Annotated in this window: 10 protein-coding genes and 1 pseudogene; 6 read left to right on the forward strand and 5 right to left on the reverse strand. The window is 74.0% G+C overall.

What is annotated here, in order from left to right; translation table 11 throughout:
- The 3 genes and pseudogenes from AC067J_RS18995 to AC067J_RS19005 form a co-directional block, all read left to right on the forward strand.
- Positions 1-1008: tetratricopeptide repeat protein (locus AC067J_RS18995; protein WP_478300583.1), on the forward strand; the 1008-nt coding region annotated here is incomplete at its 5' end.
- Between the two features lie 312 nt (positions 1009-1320).
- Positions 1321-1983 (forward strand): hypothetical protein, encoded by a 663-nt coding sequence (locus tag AC067J_RS19000; protein ID WP_478300585.1) that lies wholly within the window; start codon positions 1321-1323, stop codon positions 1981-1983.
- Between the two features lie 189 nt (positions 1984-2172).
- Positions 2173-4002 (forward strand): annotated as a pseudogene (locus AC067J_RS19005) (glycoside hydrolase family 15 protein); the annotation flags it as partial.
- A 42-nt stretch (positions 4003-4044) separates the two neighbouring features.
- On the opposite strand, the gene AC067J_RS19010 reads toward AC067J_RS19005, so the two are convergent.
- Both AC067J_RS19010 and AC067J_RS19015 read right to left on the reverse strand, forming a co-directional pair.
- A complete protein-coding gene (locus tag AC067J_RS19010; RefSeq protein WP_478300587.1) occupies positions 4045-5334 on the reverse strand; it encodes a DUF2254 domain-containing protein in 1290 nt (429 codons plus the stop codon).
- A complete protein-coding gene (locus AC067J_RS19015) occupies positions 5331-7088 on the reverse strand; it encodes a cation:proton antiporter (RefSeq protein WP_478300588.1) in 1758 nt (585 codons plus the stop codon). Before AC067J_RS19015 ends, AC067J_RS19010 begins: the two co-directional genes overlap by 4 nt.
- A gap of 253 nt (positions 7089-7341) precedes the next feature.
- Here AC067J_RS19015 and AC067J_RS19020 point away from each other — a divergent pair, with 253 nt between their 5' ends.
- Complete coding sequence (locus AC067J_RS19020; RefSeq protein WP_478300978.1) at positions 7342-8241, forward strand: Gfo/Idh/MocA family protein; 900 nt, start codon at positions 7342-7344, stop codon at positions 8239-8241.
- Positions 8242-8380: 139 nt separating this feature from the next.
- Here AC067J_RS19020 and AC067J_RS19025 read toward each other — a convergent pair whose 3' ends face one another.
- A complete protein-coding gene (locus AC067J_RS19025; protein WP_478300590.1) occupies positions 8381-9331 on the reverse strand; it encodes an NAD-dependent epimerase/dehydratase family protein in 951 nt (316 codons plus the stop codon).
- Between the two features lie 249 nt (positions 9332-9580).
- On the opposite strand from AC067J_RS19025, the gene AC067J_RS19030 reads away from it, so the two are divergent.
- Complete coding sequence (locus tag AC067J_RS19030; protein ID WP_478300592.1) at positions 9581-10144, forward strand: GNAT family N-acetyltransferase; 564 nt, start codon at positions 9581-9583, stop codon at positions 10142-10144.
- Between the two features lie 146 nt (positions 10145-10290).
- Here AC067J_RS19030 and AC067J_RS19035 read toward each other — a convergent pair whose 3' ends face one another.
- Positions 10291-11556, reverse strand: coding sequence for a hypothetical protein (locus AC067J_RS19035; protein ID WP_478300594.1), 1266 nt, complete (start codon positions 11554-11556; stop codon positions 10291-10293).
- Positions 11557-11739: 183 nt separating this feature from the next.
- A complete protein-coding gene (locus AC067J_RS19040; RefSeq protein WP_478300596.1) occupies positions 11740-12375 on the reverse strand; it encodes an iron chelate uptake ABC transporter family permease subunit in 636 nt (211 codons plus the stop codon).
- Positions 12376-12764: 389 nt separating this feature from the next.
- Between AC067J_RS19040 and argB the strand changes: the two genes are divergently transcribed.
- On the forward strand, positions 12765-13715 hold the full coding sequence (argB, locus tag AC067J_RS19045) for an acetylglutamate kinase (protein ID WP_478300598.1): 951 nt from the start codon (positions 12765-12767) through the stop codon (positions 13713-13715).
- Positions 13716-13850: the final 135 nt, after the last annotated feature.

Consider the following 13850-nt stretch of genomic DNA (forward strand, 5'->3'; position numbering starts at 1 on the left):
GTGGCCGCCGAGACGGGTCCGGCGGCGCGTGCCGCCGCCCGTGAGCGTCTCTACACGTGGTACCTGCACCACGCCGACGCGGCCGCGCGTCTCCTGACGCCCCACCGTCGTCGTATCCCCCTCACCCCCGTCGGTCCCTGGTACGAGCCGCCGGGCTTCGCCGGCGCGGCCGAGGCCCGGCAGTGGTGCGAGAGCGAGCACACCCGTCTGCTGGGTGCCGTCCGCACCGCCGCCGAGCAGGGTCTCGACGACCTCGCCTGGCGTCTTCCGGTCGCCCTGTGGGGCTACTTCTTCATCAGTCCGCACCTGGGCGACTGGGAGGAGGCGGCGCGCCTCGCGGTCGCCGCCGCCCACCGCGCGGGTGACCACTACGGCGAGGGCCACGCCAGGAACGACCTCGCCACCGCGCTCTCCGCGCTCGGCCGCCACGACGACGCCCTGACCGAACTCCGCCGGGCCCGCCCACTGCTGGCCTCGGTCGGCGACCCGGTCGGCGAGGCCCACGTGATCGGCAACCTGGGCGTCCACCACCACCACACGGGTGCGCACGAGCAGGCCCGGGAGTACTTCCTGCAGTCGCTCGCGCTGCTGCAGGCACAGCCGGACGACGACCGGGACGAGTGGGCGATCGGCGTCGGCTGGACCAACCTCGGTGTGGTGGCCATGTTCACCGGCCGCACCGGGGAGGCCGACGAGTACCTGCACCGGGCGCTCGACCGCCACCGCTCGACCCGGGACGCGACACTGGAGAGCCTCACCCTGTTCGCCCTCGGTGACCACCACCGCCGTCAGGAGCGGCCGGAGCAGGCCGCCGAGCGCCTCCGCCAGGCACTGGCGGTGATCGACGGCGCCGCGGGCAACCCCCGGCTGCGCGCCGCGGTCCTGACGGCCCTGGGCGAGCTGGGCGCACCCGCCGACCCGGCCGACCCGGCCGACCCGGGGCCGCCGGCCGGCCGGGACGAGCCGGCCCCTGGCGAGCGCGCGGCCCTCCCCTCCGCGACGCCCTGACAGCACCGCCGCCGGTCGCGCACGTTGCGATCCCGATCCGCCCGGATCCTCCCCGCTCCGCCGTCCCGCCGTCCCGCCGTCGGAGGGGCGGCCCGGGGAACGGCGAACGCCGTTGCGCGCGGGTCGGGGACGCACCCCCCCCGGGCCGCCGGGGGAGGGGCACGAGGCACCCGCGCAGGTGGGGCCGTTCGGCGAGCGGAGGCCGCGGCCCGTGCGTGTCGCCTGCCACCGTCCGGGTGCGCCTGCACAATGGGCGGGATGCCGCCGGGCGGGGGCACCGAGGTCGGGGGCGCCGTGGGAAAGGACGTGACTGTGGCCGGGCCGGATGAGCCGGAGGTCTACGGCGACGCCCGGTGGCCGATGGCCGGGGCGGTGGTCGCCGCGATGGCGCTGACCCTGGTCATGCCCGACGAACTGCGCCTGGCGCCGCGCTGGGTCCTGCCCTCTCTGGAGGGGCTGCTGCTGGTGACGCTGGTCGTGGCCGACCCCGGCCGGATCGACCGCCGTTCGGCCGCGCTGCGCGGGGTGTCCGTCGCACTGGTGGGAGTGCTGGCGTGCGGGGCCATCTGGTCGACCGGTCGGCTGGTCGACGACCTGGTGCACGCCGGTCCCGTGACGAACTCGGCGTCCGCGCTGCTGCGGAGCGGCGGCTGCGTCTGGGGCGGCACCGTGCTGGCCTTCTCCCTCCTCTACTCCGAACTCGACTGCGGTGGAGCGGCGGCCCGGGCCCACCGCATGCCCCCGATCCCCGGGCTGGCCTTCCCCCAGCAGCTCAGCCCCGCGCTGGCGCCCGCGCACTGGCGGCCCCGCTACATCGACTACCTGTACCTCGCGCTCACCAACTCCACGGCCCTCAGCCCCACCGACGTCATGCCGCTGGCGCACTGGGCCAAGATCGCGATGGGGATCCAGTCCATAGTCTCCCTGCTCCTGCTCGGCCTGGTCATCGCGCGGGCGGTCAACGTCATCGTCTGACGGCGGACGCGGAGGCGGGCACGGACGCGGGCGCGGACGCGTACGGGCCCCACCGCCGCACCCGCGTCGCCGCACCCGCCCCACGTCGCCCGCCCCACGTCGCCCCTACCGCCTCGCCCGCGGCGGGTCGGCCGCGCCCTCCACCCGGCGTGCCGGCCACCGGACACGCCCTCGCCCCTCCGGGATTGGACGCCCATGGACCGTTACCCCCCGATCGCCGACCACGGACTGGTGGGCGACCTCCAGACCGCCGCCCTGGTGTCGTCCCAGGGCGTGGTCGACTGGTTCTGCTCGCCGAGGTTCGACTCGCCGAGCGTGTTCGCCGCACTGCTCGACCACGACCGGGGCGGGTACTTCCGGCTGGCGCCGGAGCACGCGGACGTGTCCTGCAAACAGCTCTACTACCCGGACACCGCCGTGCTGGTGACGCGGTTCATGTCGCCGGAGGGCGTCGGCGAGGTCCTCGACTGGATGCCCGCGAACACGAACCGCACCGCGACCGACCGGCACAGTCTGATCCGGGTGGTCCGGGCCGTGCGCGGCACCGTGCGGTTCGTCCTGGAGTGCCGCCCGCGGTTCGACTACGGGCGGGCCGGGCACGAACTCGAACTCGGCTCCCGGGAGGCGGTCTTCCGCGGCCCCGGGATCACCGGCCACCTGCAGGCGAGCTTCCCGCTGGAGCGGGACGGGCAGGACGTGAAGGGCAGCGTGACCCTCGGGATCGGGGAGTCCGCCGCCGCCGTGTTCACCACCGGTGGCGCGGACGCCGGTGCGCCGCCGCCGCTCACCGTCGAGGGCATCACGGGGAAGCTGTGGGAGGAGGTCGACTTCTGGCAGAAGTGGCTGCACACCTCGCACTACCGGGGGCGCTGGGCGGAGATGGTGAACCGTTCCGCCATCACGATCAAGCTCCTCACCTACCACCCCACCGGCGCGCCGGTGGCCGCCGCCACCATGGGTCTGCCGGAGCAGGTCGGCGGCGAGCGCAACTGGGACTACCGGTACTCGTGGGTCCGGGACGGTGCGCTCTCGGTGCGAGCGCTGCTCGACCTCGGCTTCGCCGAGGAGGCGTCGGCCTTCACCAAGTGGCTGGGCGACCGGATGCACGACCGGGCGGACCTGCCCGGCGAGCGCCTGCAGATCATGTACCGGGTCGACGGCGACCCGTACCTGACCGAGGAGGTCCTCGACCACCTGGAGGGCTACCGGGGGTCGAGGCCGGTGCGGGCGGGCAACGCCGCCGCGGACCAGCTCCAGCTCGACATCTACGGCGAGTCGCTCTACGCCCTGGCCGAGGGCATGGACATCGGTGTCGAGCTGGGCTACCACGGCTGGAAGGGGCTCGCCCGGACGCTGGACTGGCTGGCCGACAACTGGGACCGCCCGGACGAGGGCGTCTGGGAGACGCGCGGCGGGCGCAAGGACTTCACCTTCAGCCGGGTCATGTGCTGGGTGGCGTTCGACCGCGGCATGCGCCTGGCGACCGAGCTCAGCCGGCCCGCCGACATCCCGCGCTGGCGCCACGCCCGGGACACGATCCTGGAGCAGGTGATGGAGAAGGGCTGGAGCCGGAGTGAGGAGGCCCTGGTGCAGCACTACGGCGGCGACGTGCTGGACGCCTCCCTGCTGCTGATCCCGCGGGTCGGCTTCCTGGCGGCGAAGAGCCCGGGCTGGCTGTCGACGCTGGACGCGATGGAGCGCAAGCTCGTCTCGGACAGCCTCGTGTACCGCTACGACCCGGCCGCGTCGCCGGACGGGCTGCGGGGCTCGGAGGGCACCTTCAGCCTCTGCACCTACCTGTACGTGGACGCCCTCGCGCGGGCCGGCCGCGTCCGCCCGGCGCGGTACACCTTCGAGAAGATGCACACCTACGCCAACCACGTGGGCCTGTTCGCCGAGGAGATCGGCCCGAGCGGCGAGCAGCTCGGCAACTTCCCGCAGGCCTTCACGCACCTGTCGCTCATCATGGCGGCATCCACGCTGGACGAGGCGATCGACCGGCAGCGGGCGCGGGAGTAGCGCCGGGGAGAGCGGCCGCGACCCGTGGTACCGGGCGGCGTCCTACGGGGCGTCGCCCGTCCGCGGTCCGCCGCCGATGCCCTGCGGGTCGGCGGTCCGGGCCCGGACGCGGCGCGGGGGGTCGGCGAACTCGCGGTCGACCGCCTCCGCGAGGAGGCCGAGTTCGGTGTGGACGGCGGGCCGGCAGTCGGCGGGTACCGCCACGAGGAGGCCCTCCAGCACGGCGCGGAGCCGTCGGCAGATCTGGAAGGAGCCGGCGCCGTACTCGCGGATCTCGGTGACGGCGAGCTGGAGGTAGTCCTCCCAGGTCCGGCCCGGGACCACGAGCCGGGGCTCTCCGCGCCCGTCGGCGAACACGTAGCGGCTGCGGAGCCCGACCCGGCCGACGGCGTGCAGGAACGCCTCGATGTGGTTGAGCACCTGAACGGCGGTGGTGGGGTCGTTGACGGCGGGTGAGAGCGCGCGGACGGCGATGTCGACGAGGATGCGCAGCGCGAACGCCGGGTCCTGTTCGATGGTCCGCTCGGGCCCGAGGGCGAGGAGCCCGGTGACCCGGCCCGGGTCGGGGGCGGAGGTGCCGTGGCGGATCTCGACGACGGTGGCGCCCGGCGGCAGGTAGTCGCCGACCGAGGCGGCCAGCACGAGGACGCAGTCGTGACGGGTCGCCAGCGCGATCATCCCGGCCGCGTCGAAGGCCTGGAGGGCTCCGCCGCGCTCGGAGCGGATGCGGGTCACCGGACCGGAGGGCAGGGCGGGCCCGGCACCGTCCGCCGCGGAGTCGCGGACCTCCGCCGCCTCGTGGCCGAGGATCCGTTCGCCCATGCGTCCCACGATGTCGGCGATCGCCACCGGCCGCAGGTTGTGGGTGAAGCGGTTGAGGTAGATCAGCAGGAGCAGCAGGCTCACGGAGACGGCGACGCCGGCCAGGGTCACCCCGAGGTCGGGGACGGAGTCCGTCTCGATGCTCCGCAGCAGGGTGTAGGCGAACGCGAACGTGCCGGTGAACGTGGCCAGTACGGCCTTCTGCAGCCGGTCGCGGTACCACAGCCGCATGTAGCGCGGGGACAGCGTTCCGGTGGCCTGCTGGATCACCAGGACGCCGATGGTCACGACGAAGCCCAGCAGCGCGATCATCGAGCCGACGACGGAGCTGAGGACGCTGCTCGCGGTCGTCGCCGAGTAGTCCCAGGTCTGCGGCAGCCAGGACGCGCCGTTCGCGGCGGCCGCCGCCTCGGCCAGGGCGACGCCGAGCACGAGGCCGAACAGCGGCACGATCCAGAGGCTGGCCTTGGCGTACTGCCGCAGCCGGAAGCGGGCTGCCCAGGACATCATGCGGGGCCCAGCAGGACGGCGGTGTCGCCCGGGCGGGGGCTGGCCGGCCGGAACTCGGTGACCGGGTCCAGCTTGCCGTCCTCGTGGATCAGGAACAGGACGTCGTGGTCCGGCGGGATCGGCCGGGAGGCCGGCTGGAGGTGGAAGCGGTCGCCCCGCGCGTAGCGGGCCGCCAGGCTGTGCCGGACGAGTGCGCGGCCGAAGAGGATGTCGCCCCCGGTGTAGGGGGCGACCACACCGTGGCTCCCCTGCGGCGGCCCCACCCGGTAGACGGGCCCCTCGACGTTGTCCTTGACGACGACGGACGCGAGCGCGTTGAAGTCGTCGTCGTCGGTCAGCAGGAAGACCGCCGTGACGCCCTCCAGGCGCGCCCGCGGGTTGGTCGCGGTCGCCAGCATCTCCCCTCGCGCGAGTTCGATGCCGGCGGCCGTGATCCGCTCGCGTTCCTCGTCGAGCCCGGCCCACATCAGCACGTCGAGTTCCGCGGACTCCAGGGCCTTGCCGAGGCCGACCACCCACGGGTCGCCGCCGACGAGGAGCGGCCGGGTCCGGGAGGGGCGGACGACCCCGAGCCGCCGGGCCACGGGGGCGGCGGTCAGCGCGTACACCAGTACCGTTCCCACGATCACCAGGAAGGTGATCGGAAGGATCTTGGCGGCGCCGGGCAGGCCCTTCTCCACGAGGGTGGCGGCGAACGCGGACGCGGTCGAGGCGGCGACGATGCCGCGCGGAGCCATCCAGCCGACGAAGCCCCATTCGCCCACGGTCAGGTCGGAGCCCCGGGACGAGGCGAACGCGACGAGCGGCCGGACGAGGAGGACGAGGACCGCGATCAGGATCAGCGAGGGGACGAGCACGGGCGTCACGGACGCGGGGGTGACGGCGGAGGAGATCGAGATGAACAGCAGGCCGATGATCAGTTGGACGAGTGTCCCGAAGAACGGCCTGCGGGCCGGCATGTCCAGGCCGGGGAGGTTGGCGAGGGCGAGTCCCGTGACGATCGCGGCGATGAGGCCGGTGTCGTCGCGGACGATGTCGCAGCCCGCGGAGACGACCACGACCGTCGCCAGCTGCGCCAGCGTGCCGAGCGTCTCGCCGAGTCGGAGCACGCGCAGCGCCGACCAGAGGAGCACGGCGCCGACGGCGCCGCCCGCGAGGCCGACGGCCATGCTGAGGAGGAACTGCCCGATCTGGTAGCCCCGCCCGATGTCGATCCGTCCCGAGGTCGCCACGGCGTGGAAGACGACGGCTCCGAGGATGCCGCCGATCGGGTCGGTCAGCGTGCCCTCCCAGACCAGGATGCGCCGGACCCGGTCCGTCGGGCGGACGAACTCCATCAGCGGCCCCACGACGGTGGGCCCGGACACGACGAGGATGACGCCGATCATCGCCGCCACCCGCAGCGGGATGCCGAACAGCGCGGGGCCGATGCCCGAGACGGCGAAGAAGGTGACCAGGATGCCGATGATCAGGAGCCGGGTGACGATCCCCCGGGTGCGGCCGGTGAGGTTGCGCAGGTTCAGCCCGAGGCCGGCGTCGTAGAGGATCACGGCGACGGAGAGCGACACCAGCGCGGGGAAGTCCGCTCCGACGAGCAGCCCGGGGTGGATGAGGTCGGTCAGGGCGCCGGCGGTGAATCCGACCGGGAGCAGCACGATCAGGGCGGGGACGTGCAGTCTGTTCGCCAGGATCTGCGAGCCGGTGGCGAGGGCAACGGTGAGGGCGATGCCCAGGAGGATCTCTTCGTCGGTCACCGGAGCCTCTCTGGTCGAACGCCCGGGGCATGTGGGATTGAACCGCATGTCCCGCGGTGCCGCCCGCCGACCGCGCCCGGACACGGCGGCCGCCACCCGATCGGCCTTGCCGGCACCGGCCCCGGGCGGAGCACCGGCGGGGCCGGCTGCCTGGTCCGGCCGCCGGTGCGGCTCGTAGGGTGGGGTCCGCCTGATGATCGTTCGTCCCGTGGCAGGAGATCCCATGAGTGAGACCACCGTTCCCGACGCCGTGCTGCCGGTCGGGGTGATCGGCCTAGGCGACATCGCCCAGAAGGCCTATCTGCCGGTGCTCACCGCCCTGCCGGGCCTGGACCTGCGGCTGATGACCCGGGACCGGGCGAAGCTGGACCGGATCGGCGACGCCCACCGCATCGACCCGGCGCACCGGTTCACCGACCTCGGCGAGCTGATCGCGAGCGGCATCCGGGCCGCGTTCGTGCACGCGGCCACCGCCCAGCACGTCCCGATCGTCGAGCAGCTCCTGACGGCCGGTGTCGACGTGTACGTGGACAAGCCGCTGGACTACACCCTGGACGGTTCCCGCCGGCTGGTGGACCTCGCCGACCGCACGGGGCGCTCGCTGATGGTGGGGTTCAACCGCCGCCACGCGCCGGCCTACGTGCAGGCGAAGGAGCGGCCGCGCGACCTGATCGTGCTGCAGAAGAACCGCGAGGGCCTGCCCGAGGAGCCGCGGTCGATGGTCTTCGACGACTTCATCCACGTCGTGGACGTGCTGCGCTTCCTGGTGCCCGGCGAGATCGAGCACGTCGACGTGCGCTCCCGGGTGCGCGACGGCCGGGTCGAGCACGTCGTCCTCACGCTGGCGGGGGAGGGCTTCACGGCGCTGGGCATCATGAACCGGGCCTCCGGCTCCACCGAGGAGATCCTGGAGGTGTCCGGCGGCGACTCCAAGCGCGAGGTCCACAACCTCGCCGAGGTGATCGACCACCGCGGCCAGCCGACGGTGCGCCGCCGCGGCGACTGGGTACCGGTGGCCCGTCAGCGCGGCATCGAGCAGGTCGTGCTGGCCTTCCTGGACGCGGTCCGTGCCGGGAAGACCCTCGACGCCCACGACGCGCTGCGCACCCACGAGCTGTGCGAGCAGATCGTCGAGCGCATCGAGTCCGCCTGAACCCGGCGCGGACCCGGCGCGGAGCCGGGGGCCGGCCCACGGAACCTCCGTGGGCCGGCACCGCGGCGGGCGGCGCGGCGGGCGGCGCCGTCGGGACGGACAGGGCGGCCCGAGTGGTCAGGGCGCTCGGCGGTCGGACTCAGGCACGCGCCGCCGGGGCGGCGGCCTGCCGGCGCCACCACTCCACCGTGGCCCGGAGCTGCTCCTCGACCGGGGTGGCGCGCAGCGTGAACGCGGACTCGTAGGCGGCGGAGTCGATCACGAACGGGCGGTCGAACTGGTAGCGGACCTCGCGCAGTTCGCGGAGCAGCGGCGAGAAGAGCGAGGCCAGGCCCAGGACCGCCGGCTGGAGCCGCCGGACCGCCACGGGGCCGGTGCCCGCCTCGGCGGCGAGCCGGTCGACCATCCCGCGGATCGACAGCGGGGGTGCGGTCGGCACGTGCCAGGCCCGGCCCCAGGCCCGTTCGTCGCCCGCGACCTCGGCCAGTGCCGCGGCGGTGTCGGGGAGGTAGGTCCAGCTGTGGGGCGTGTCCGGGTCACCGAGCACGGTGACGGCCTTGCCGTCCAGCAGGCGCGGCACGACCCGGGAGGCCAGGTGGCCGCCGTCGGTCACGCCGGGGCCGAAGAAGTCCGAGGCCCGCACCTCGACCGCCCTGATCCGGCCCGCCTCGTGCAGGGCCCGAGCCTGCTCCCAGAGCGCGGCCCGGACCCGCCCTTTCGGGCCGGTCGCCGCGAGCGGCAGGTCCTCGGTGAGCGGGCGGTCCACCGGGCCGTAGCCGTAGAGGTTGCCCAGCATGACCAGGACGGCCCCGGTCGCCTCGGCCGCCGTGCAGAGCGAGGAGGCCAGCGGCGGCCAGTCGGTCGTCCAGCGGTGCAGGGGCGGTGCGGCGCAGCTGTGGACGGCGGCGGCGCCGCGGGCGACGTCGGTCAGCCGCTCGGGGAGCGCGGCGTCCAGTGCCACGTGCTCGATGCCGGGTTCCGGCGGCCGGCCCGACCTGGTGACCACACGTACCTCATGACCCCGCTCGGCAAGCAGCCGAGCGGTGGCCGCCCCCGCGGGCCCGTATCCGACAACCACATGAAGACTCACGATCACACACCCTAGCCGGGGGTCTGCGGGGCCGGTGACGCGGGCATGTCGGGGTGCAGACCGGGGTGATCGTCCGGCTTCCGGCTCCGACTCCGTGTCAGGAAAGCCGCCCCCGCAGGCTGATGACGGCGGGTGACGGAAAGGAAGGAGCGGCCGAGGTGCGGCGGCCGGCGCCAGTGGGCGGGTGCGTGCTCGCTCAGGGCGCTAATTCGGTTGCCGGGCCGCATCGTCCCCTGCTAGCAATGTGACATGTTACAAACCCCCGTCATCACCCTCCGCGCCCGGCACGACGGCGACGTCCCGGTCCTGCAGGCCGAGCTGTACGACGACGTCCCCACGCGCTCCCGGGCCGACTCCCGCCCCTGGCAGCCCCTCTCGCCCGGTGCCGTCGCGTCGCCGTACGCCGTGGCCGCCCCCAGCGACGAGGCGGCCTGCTTCTCGGTCGTGGAGCGGTCCTCCGGCGAACTCGCGGGCGAGGCGCTGCTGTGGGGCATCGACACCCACAACCGCACCGCCCACCTCGGCATCGCGTTGCTCCCCGGCTTCCGGGGCCGCGGCCTGGCGCACGAGGTGGTCGCCCTGCTCTGCCACTACGGCTTCACCGTCCGCGGGCTGCAGCGCCTGCAGGTCGACACCCTGGCGGACAACCTGCCGATGATCGCCGCCGCGACCCGGGCCGGCTTCGCCCTCGAAGGCACGCTCCGGCGCTCCGCCTGGACGTACGGCTCCTTCAGCGACCAGGTCGTCCTCGGCCTGCTCGCCGAGGAGTGGACCGACACCGTGGCGAAGCCGCCGGTGCCCGCCGGGCGGTAGCGCGGGCGGTGGGGCGGGGGAGCGGCGCCCGGACGCGCCGCGGGGCGGGACCGGCCCGGCCGGCCCGCCCCGCCCTGCTGGGTGCCGCGGGTCGTCGCCCTCCGGGGAGGCGACCCGCGGCACACCGGTGGTCCACCGCCGGGCGGCTACCGGGCGGAGCCGGTGGCCTTCCCGCCGGTGGCCTTCCCGCCGGTCCAGGTGGAGCTGGGTGCGGGGGCGGTCGTCCGGACGGCGTCGGCGTCGAGGTCGATGTCGGCGTAGAAGACGCCCAGGTTGTAGCCGTCGCCCTGGGTGTTGACGGTCACGGTGACGTCGGTGTCGCCGTTGCGCAGGAACGGGGAGACGGTCCAGCGGTTGGCGTCGTAGCCGAAGTTGTTGCGCGGCGCCGGGTTGCGGGGGAACCGCTGGGCGGGGTTGGGGTTGTCGATGGTGGAGTTGAAGGCGTCGTCGGCCGGGTGGTTGACGTCGGTGAACCGGGTCAGCGGGCCGTTGGTGGACTTGATGTCCATGGTGTCGCCGGTCCACTTGTGGTCGCCGTCGTAGACGACCCAGCCCAGGTGTCCGGTGACCGGGCCGTTGGCCGGCGTCCTGATCCCGGTCAGCGTGCCCGACAGGGCGGGGCTGTTGGGGAGCTCGGGCTGGAAGCCGTCCCAGAGGTGGACGTGGCGCAGCGGCGCGCACAGGTCCTCGTAGGCGACCACGATGGTCCAGCCGCCCCAGCTGTGCGGCTTGACGACGGAGTCCATGTTGGCGGCGGTGTAGGTGCCGGTGCCGTGCTGCTTGACGAGGGCGGTGATGTCCGCGGAGGCCTGGTAGCTGCTCTCCTCGTCGGTGGTGATGTACCCGATGGAGGGCTGCTGGTTGGCGATGTTGGTGTACTGGCCGTCGCCGGGGAACTTGAGGTAGATCTCGTCGATCTGGCTCTCGGGCAGGACGACGTCGCCGATGCCGCGGGTGCCGCCCCAGTACAGGCGGGCGTACTTCACGACCGAGCCGACGGGCAGCTGCAGGTCGGCGGAGCTGGCGGAGTAGATGGCGTCGCCGAGCGGGCCGATGCTGCCGGGGTCGATGTTGATGTAGCGCATCTGGTAGTTGTTGTTGATCGGCCTGCTGCCCGCCCCGGTGCGGGCGTCCTCGCACGGCGGCTGGGCGGGGTCGACGGGGGGCTTGGTCTCGTCGCAGGTCATCAGGGAGTTGCTGATGTGGGTGACGGACCCGTGGAAGTCGCCCTGGAAGCGCGTGGTGAAGGGCAGCCGGTTCTCCACGATGGTGATCGCGGCGCGGTTGCCCCGGGCGGGTTCGGTGCCGCGGGAGTAGGCGGCGGGGGCGGCGAGCACGCAGGCGGCCGAGGCGACGGCGACGGCCGCCGCCAGCGTGCGGCGGGTGGGGTGGGTGGGGTGGGGGTGTGACAACTGAACCTCCGGTGAGGGGCGTTCATGTGATGCCTCCTCACGAGAGCACCGTTCGGGCCAATTGTCGGCCGATTGGTCCGAACGGGGGCGAGCCGCAGGGTGGGGGCGGCTCCGGCGCGCGAAGGGCGCGGAGGTGGTGTTTCGGAGCGCTGCCGGGCAGACGCACGCCCCCGTCAGGAGAGGTTAGGCTCGCCTGACTTTCTCGGGGGGTGGAGGATGCCAGGGGGCATGGCCGGGAGGGCGTCGTCCTCGGGCTGATGCGGGGCGAGGAGCCGAGGCTGCGCGCCCTCGGCTGCTGGCGGCCCTGAGGGGCCGAAGGTCCGTGGCGCCCGGCCGTGGGGGACCGGGCGCCATGCACTGCCGACGGGCGCGGCGTGAACCGTCGTGTCCGCCGCTTCCGTCGACGCGGCTGCCTCCGCCTCCGCCTCCGCCCCGCTCCAGCGAGCCGGTGGGCCAGACCGTCGCGGCCTGCGCCTCGTCGATCGACGCCTCGACCATCGGGTAGGCGTTGACCGAACTCGGCAGCGCCCCGGCGGCGATCCCGACCACGATCGGCCGGTAGCCCTGCACGCCGCGCCGGTAGGCGAGCAGGTGGACCGTCAGGGCGGTGGCGAACCCGCCCCCGACCGCGCCGAGCGCGACGGCGAAGGGCCCGCCGCCGAACACGAGGATCCGGAGCAGCGCCCCGGTCGCCGATCCGCAGGCCGGGGACGAGCCGCGCCGGGTCGGGCGGCACGGGCGCGGGCTCTCCGGGTCGGGCGGCCGGGGGGCAGGGCGCCGGGCGGGGCGCCCGGGAGGGGGTTCACAGCTGCGGTGCACTCCTCGGCCGGGCTGGGGCGGGCGCTGCCCGCCATGATTTTTGGTTAGGTGAGCCTATCCTAAATTGGCCGATTTCCGTGACCGTTCCGGGCTTGCGCGAGGGCTCGTCGGCGGCCCCGGAAAGCCCTTCGGGCGCGGTTGTTGGCGGTCCGTCAGTGCGCGGCCGGACCCGCTCCGGGCGGTCCGGGAGGGGTGGCGGAACCTCGCCGTCGGCGGGTGCCGCGGTCGTGACGGCGCTGACCGGGCGATGTAAGGTCAACCTTGCCTAACCAGCGCCGAGCCGGGGGACTCGCCTCCCCCACCGCGACCCGGTGGGCTGGTGGAACACAGGGCAGCCGGAACGGCCGAGTTGAGACGAAGGACGCGTGGGACTGGTGGGCAGAGGCAGTGTGAGTCCTGGCAGGTCCGGCGGAGTCGGAGTCGGAGCCGGGCGGCGCCCGCCCGGCCTCCAGGAGTGCCTGTCCGACCTGAGGCGCTTCCGGGGTTCCACGGTCGTGGTGAAGTTCGGCGGCAACGCCATGGTGGACGAGGCGCGCAAGGCGGCCTTCGCCCGGGACGTCGTCCTCCTGCGCTACGCGGGCCTGCGTCCGGTGGTCGTGCACGGGGGCGGTCCGCAGATCGGGGCGCAGCTCCAACGGCTCGGGCTGACCTCCTCCTTCACCGCCGGACTGCGGGTCACCACGCCCGAGGCGATGGAGGCCGTCCGGATGGTGCTGGCGGGCCAGGTCCAGCGGGAGCTGGTCGGCCTGATCAACGCCCACGGTCCGTTCGCGGTCGGGATGACCGGCGAGGACGCGCACACCATGACCGCCCGCAAGCGCTACGCGGTGGTGGACGGCGAGCGGGTCGACATCGGCCTCGTCGGCGAGGTCTCGTCCGTCAGCCCGTCGCTGCTGTCGACCCTGCTGGCGGACGGCCGGATCCCGGTGGTGTCCTCGGTGGCCCGGGGGGAGGACGGGAACGTCTACAACGTCAACGCCGACACGGCCGCCGCCGCGGTGGCCGGGGCGCTGCGCGCCGACGTGCTCCTGATGCTCACCGACGTCCCCGGCCTCTACCGGTCGTGGCCCACGGACACCGAGGTGGTCCCGCGGCTGACCGCGGGTGAACTGGCCGAGCTGCTGCCGGGCCTGACCGGCGGCATGGTGCCCAAGATGGAGGCCTGTCTCGACGCGCTGCACGCGGGTGTGGGCGTCGTGCGGGTCCTCGACGGGCGGGTGCCCTACGCGCTGCTGCGCTCCTTCGGGGATTCCTCCCCGGGGACGGAGATCGTCGCCCGGGCGGAGGCTCCGGCGGGCGGCCCACCGGGGCCCGTGCACGCGGTTCCCGCCTTGCGGTGAGCCTGCCGACGGGGGCGGCGAGCCCGCGAACGGGGCTCGAATGTCCCGATTGAGACGCCCTGTCCGGAAAATCCGGGCATGGGCACGCCCGATTCGGAGAAATCGCTGATCGGGGCCCCGGTGGGGCCGGGCCGG

The sequence above is a fragment of the Kitasatospora sp. NPDC042419 genome (genome assembly GCF_056437345.1).